We start from the raw sequence: 3,617 nt of genomic DNA, 5'->3' as shown, positions 1-3,617 counted from the left end.
ATCCGCATAGCGCATACCAACGGCATAGCGCGCAGATGACCGACAGTCAGCTACACGAACAGGCCAATCACCCCGAAGCGCCGAAGTCAGTAATCAGGGCCGAAGCCGCCGCCAGCGACCTCGCGATACAGGCGTGCAAGTAGGGGATGCAGCGCGAATCCCAGTTGCCCCTCGGCCTCCGCAATCTTGGCATCGCCGACAGGCGCGGGAAGGTCCGCGTTGTCCGATGCGGCCCGGCTGGCGACGCGTTGCACGAGGTCATCAATATCGGTCGTGACCGTGATGCTTCAAAGCCCGCCGACATGTCGACGGCCAGGGCTGCCGGCCGGACTGGTGGGCGACAGTAAGTTCAGAGAAGACGAACAATCAATGCTCGTTTCCAGTGCTGCGAAGAGCTCAGCGCACTCGCTGGCGAAGGAGCACAGCCGGTCCACGAACTGCCGAATACGCTGCGGATCCCGGCCCCCATGGGGCGGAGCGTCGGTCCACTGCTGCCACAAGCCACCTACGGCAAGGTAGCGGGATGCGTGCTCGGTCCCAAGGGTGGCATCAAGGTGAAGCAGCGCGCCGAGAGCAAGGCCTTGGTCGTAGTCGAGGTCAGGCCGCAGCAAGTAGTGATCAAGGTATCTGCACAGCAAATCTGCGTCGGCACTGTCGCCGAACGTGGCAAGAGTGACGCAGTAGGCCGCGCCAGCATAGGGTCCTCCGCTGGCCAGCAGAAGTTCGCCGATACGACTTCGGAACTCGGTCCTGCCAGCTACAACAACCAGCCAGGAGGCAGTCTTACACTCTCGCCACCCACCTTCGAAAAGGATGACGAGCTCAGCGGGAGTGATCTCCGAGGCAGCTTGGACCAACTCCCTCATGAACAGATCGCGCTCAGGCCCGCTCAACCGCAGCGAGCTTCCACCCAACCGAAGGTACCGGCGTCCGGGCGTGACGAATCGGCGGACCAAGCCCGACAGCTCAGGGGCAGTGTTGGCATGACGCATAGCTGCATCCTCGCTCGGGTCAACACCCGGCTGCCGGCGGTTTAACCCCGGGGCCGCCGAGCGGCGATCGTCAGTTCAGAGAATCTTTCGTTCGTTGCTCGCTCCGCCGGCCGGACCCGGCCCAGCTCCGCCGGTTGGAGGAGATCCGCGACAACCTCATCGCCCACATCGCCGAGGCCGAGCGCGAAGGCTGGCTCGGCGAGGTCGAAGGACTGCGAATCATCCTCGCCGGCGCAGAGGACAAACACGCCCAGATCGACCGCCGGAGTTCGGAGACCGTCGACCTCCCCATGCCTACCCGCACAACGACTGGCCTCAGTGGCATGGCAGACTCGTCGTCCCTGCTGTGAGGGCCAGGTGAGAAGGTTCGGCCATGAAAATCGAAGACTTCTGGACCATCGTCGAAACAGCCCGGACCGACGCGGCCTCGGACTCTGACGACCCGCACCAGGCATTCGCATCGGCGCTGGTCGACCGGCTCGCGGCGACCTCGAAGCAGACGATCCTTGAATTCCAGCGGTGCTTCGATCAGCTCCATGTGGCGATCTATCGCTGGGACCTGTGGGCTGCTGGCTATCTGATCGGTGGAGGCTGCTCGGACGACGCCTTCATGGGCTTCCGAGCCGGCCTCATCGCCCAGGGCCGGGATTGGTACGACCGGACCGCCAACACACCCGACGTTCTCGCCGAGCACCCAGATGTCATCGCCGCGGCAGCCGAAGGTAGCGACGAGGCGCTTTTCAACGAAACGGTGAACTACGCGGCCTCCTACGCCTACCAGCGCATCAACGGAGACGAGGACGACTGCACCTTCTACTACGACTACGACCAGTTCTGCGGCCCACGAACCGACGGCGAACCCGTCGACATGGGGGAGCGCTTCAATTTCGACGACGCCTCAGAGATGCATGTCCGTCTTCCCCGGCTGGCTCGCTTGTTCTTTGACCATGGTGAGGCTTGAGCTCGCCGGACGCCTTCGCCACCAGTTCAGAGAAGCCTGCATCCGCTGCCCCGCGAAGGTCTCCAGGTCAGCCTCGAGGTCGCGATGGCCAAGCTCGGCGCGCTCAATCGCACCCCATCCGATGGTCGGCCGCAACTGGTCGACCTCGGCATGCCTTCTTCACCGACACCGCGCCACCACTCGCACCGGAAACAGGAGACCCCGGCCGTGCACCCGATCAGCCTGATCTCGTTCGGCTTCCTCCACCTCAACGGCGGCCCCGCCGACCGCTGACCGCGTCGAAGACGTCCGCGAGCGGCTCCGGGACCCGGCAGTCGCCCGCGACATCCTCGACCTCGACGGGTTCCATCCCCGCGTCCAACAGATCGTCCTGAACACCCCCAGCGCCCGAGAGTTGATCGACAACCTGGTCACCTACGCGATGCTCCTCGCAGGCCCGCGCACCATCGCGATCGGCTGCGCTGGATGGCGCCACAGGGATGCGGACTGACTGAAATACTCGGACACCGGCTTCGAAACCTCGGCCGCGACATCGAGTTCCAGCACATGCATGCCCACCTCCCCCGAGTCTTGAAACCGGCCAGCACGTGATCGGGTCCCGCTCGGAGCTGCCCTCAGGAATCCGCACTCTGGGCAGGGCACTGCCAGTCGGCCGCGTCGATCGCATTGCCCGCCATGTCACCGAGGTGGAAGCAATTGCCGTTGGCCCACACCATGACCGAATCCCGCCGATGGTCGACCTGGAAGGGCTCGTCCCCACGCAACGTCCCGGACCAAGAACCGTCGCCTGCTGGCGAGTGAGTGACAACGACGCAGGTCTGCCCCGGCAGGATCTGGTAGGTATCTGCCCACGGCTCCACGGTCAGCTCCAGCGGCGCTTCACCGTCGTTTCTGACCAGCAGCCGCGCGGTTCCCCCAGCGAACATCTCCAGCACCTCTCCGTACCCCTGCGGGCGAGTTCGCATGCGAGCACCGTCCACAGGCACACGAGGCCTGATTCTCACACATTGGACTACGCGTCGCGCCATGCGTCGGTGGCGCAGCCAACCTCGAAGTGCCACCACCCGTCCTCCTGGCCGCGGACGAGCAATGCCTTGATCCCACCAAGGTCTGCATCGGCCGGCACGGTGAAGGCGACCAACGGGAAATCCTCGCTGAAGACCTCACCGCCCAGGCCGAACGGCGACAGCCGCTCGTGAACAGCCCGAGCGCTTCGCCCCAGCGGACCCGAGGGAACGGGCAGGGCTCGGATGGTGCAGTTGCCCGACGCCTCCACCCGCTCCTTCGACCAGTGGAGACCGTCGGCATCCGTCACGAACCGCACGATTTCGCCTTCGGCCACCCCGTTCTGCAGGAAGGGGATGTTCTCCACCCGGGCGGTATCGGCGCTCAGCCGCGTTGCCCACAACCCCTCAGTGTCATGGGGAAGCCAGCCCTCACGCGGCACAAACCGGAACCACACCTTGATCCGATTGCTCTCAGCAGCGACGGGCTCGGATGGAGTCATAGAGGTCATGGTCCAGATGATCGCGCACTCGCCTTCACGCATCGAACGCAGGTCCGCCCGTCCTTACTGATCGTTTCAGAATGACTTTCGAAGGCGTCGGAGGCAGATGATGCTGCAGGCGAGGTCGAGTAGTCCCTGGTGGAGATCGGCGCGTCGC

6 protein-coding genes and 2 pseudogenes are annotated in these 3,617 nt (G+C 64.6%); 4 read left to right on the top strand and 4 right to left on the bottom strand.

Annotation, left to right across the window (positions count from 1 at the left end; genetic code table 11):
- Positions 1 to 89: 89 nt before the first annotated feature.
- Both ACZ5WK_RS40165 and ACZ5WK_RS40160 read right to left on the bottom strand, forming a co-directional pair.
- Positions 90 to 284 (bottom strand): annotated as a pseudogene (locus ACZ5WK_RS40165) (SMI1/KNR4 family protein); the annotation flags it as partial.
- Positions 285 to 287: 3 nt separating this feature from the next.
- Positions 288 to 992 carry a DUF6000 family protein gene (locus ACZ5WK_RS40160; RefSeq protein ID WP_465555505.1) on the bottom strand — a complete coding sequence of 235 codons (705 nt, stop codon included), beginning with the start codon at positions 990 to 992 and terminating at the stop codon, positions 288 to 290.
- A 134-nt stretch (positions 993 to 1,126) separates the two neighbouring features.
- Here ACZ5WK_RS40160 and ACZ5WK_RS40155 point away from each other — a divergent pair, with 134 nt between their 5' ends.
- The 4 genes and pseudogenes from ACZ5WK_RS40155 to ACZ5WK_RS40140 all read left to right on the top strand — a co-directional run.
- Positions 1,127 to 1,342: a hypothetical protein gene (locus ACZ5WK_RS40155; RefSeq protein WP_465555503.1), complete on the top strand. Its 216-nt coding sequence runs from the start codon at positions 1,127 to 1,129 to the stop codon at positions 1,340 to 1,342.
- A 23-nt stretch (positions 1,343 to 1,365) separates the two neighbouring features.
- Positions 1,366 to 1,953, top strand: a complete 588-nt coding sequence (locus ACZ5WK_RS40150; RefSeq protein ID WP_465555501.1) for a DUF4240 domain-containing protein — start codon at positions 1,366 to 1,368, stop codon at positions 1,951 to 1,953.
- An 84-nt stretch (positions 1,954 to 2,037) separates the two neighbouring features.
- On the top strand, positions 2,038 to 2,226 hold the full coding sequence (locus tag ACZ5WK_RS40145) for a hypothetical protein (protein ID WP_465555499.1): 189 nt from the start codon (positions 2,038 to 2,040) through the stop codon (positions 2,224 to 2,226).
- A 40-nt stretch (positions 2,227 to 2,266) separates the two neighbouring features.
- Positions 2,267 to 2,443, top strand: a pseudogene (locus tag ACZ5WK_RS40140) (RapZ C-terminal domain-containing protein); the annotation flags it as partial.
- A gap of 124 nt (positions 2,444 to 2,567) precedes the next feature.
- Here the strand turns inward: ACZ5WK_RS40140 and ACZ5WK_RS40135 are convergent.
- Positions 2,568 to 2,879 (bottom strand): hypothetical protein, encoded by a 312-nt coding sequence (locus ACZ5WK_RS40135; RefSeq protein WP_465555507.1) that lies wholly within the window; start codon positions 2,877 to 2,879, stop codon positions 2,568 to 2,570.
- Positions 2,880 to 2,965: 86 nt separating this feature from the next.
- On the bottom strand, positions 2,966 to 3,469 hold the full coding sequence (locus ACZ5WK_RS40130; protein ID WP_465555497.1) for a DUF4265 domain-containing protein: 504 nt from the start codon (positions 3,467 to 3,469) through the stop codon (positions 2,966 to 2,968).
- Positions 3,470 to 3,617: the final 148 nt, after the last annotated feature.

Source organism: Kitasatospora sp. NPDC032757 (assembly GCF_055579305.1).
The sequence above is the reverse complement of the archived record's forward strand: the minus strand, read 5'-3'. Positions and strand labels throughout refer to the sequence as shown.

What these genes read in the sequence shown, in the direction of transcription:
- ACZ5WK_RS40150 (WP_465555501.1), top strand. Translation starts at nt 1,366, where the DNA reads ATGAAAATCGAAGACTTCTGGACCATCGTCGAAACAGCCCGGACCGAC.
- ACZ5WK_RS40135 (WP_465555507.1), bottom strand. Translation starts at nt 2,879, where the DNA reads ATGTTCGCTGGGGGAACCGCGCGGCTGCTGGTCAGAAACGACGGTGAA.
- ACZ5WK_RS40145 (WP_465555499.1), top strand. Translation starts at nt 2,038, where the DNA reads ATGGCCAAGCTCGGCGCGCTCAATCGCACCCCATCCGATGGTCGGCCG.
- ACZ5WK_RS40160 (WP_465555505.1), bottom strand. Translation starts at nt 992, where the DNA reads ATGCGTCATGCCAACACTGCCCCTGAGCTGTCGGGCTTGGTCCGCCGA.
- ACZ5WK_RS40130 (WP_465555497.1), bottom strand. Translation starts at nt 3,469, where the DNA reads ATGACCTCTATGACTCCATCCGAGCCCGTCGCTGCTGAGAGCAATCGG.